The 251-nt window shown below is 46.2% G+C and carries 1 protein-coding gene; it reads right to left on the bottom strand.

Annotation, left to right across the window (positions count from 1 at the left end):
• On the bottom strand, nt 1–191 hold a 191-nt coding region (locus tag H4J59_RS04030; protein WP_310733158.1), incomplete at its 3' end, for an Ig-like domain-containing protein.
• Nucleotides 192–251: the final 60 nt, after the last annotated feature.

Raw genomic sequence — 251 nt, 5'->3', positions numbered from 1 at the left:
TCTCCGTAACCCACCGTTAAAGTAGCGGTTATCGTCGTGTCTGTAGCTAATGGCGCATTAGCTAATACCGTTACTGTGCCGTCTGCCGCAACCGTCGCAACCGCTGTATTTGAGCTAACCCATGTTAACTCAGTAAGTAAAACGTCTGTATCCGCGTCGTTAGATAATTTCTCATCAGAAATAGTCGGCACAAGCGTCATCCCCTTGGGAATGCTATTAGTCGCTGGTGATAAAACGAATGATTTTAGCTG

The organism is Colwellia sp. MB02u-10 (assembly GCF_014077185.1).
In the GTDB taxonomy this organism is placed as follows: Bacteria; Pseudomonadota; Gammaproteobacteria; order Enterobacterales; family Alteromonadaceae; genus Cognaticolwellia.
Note: the sequence above shows the minus strand (reverse complement) of the source record. Positions and strands in the feature narration are given on the sequence as shown.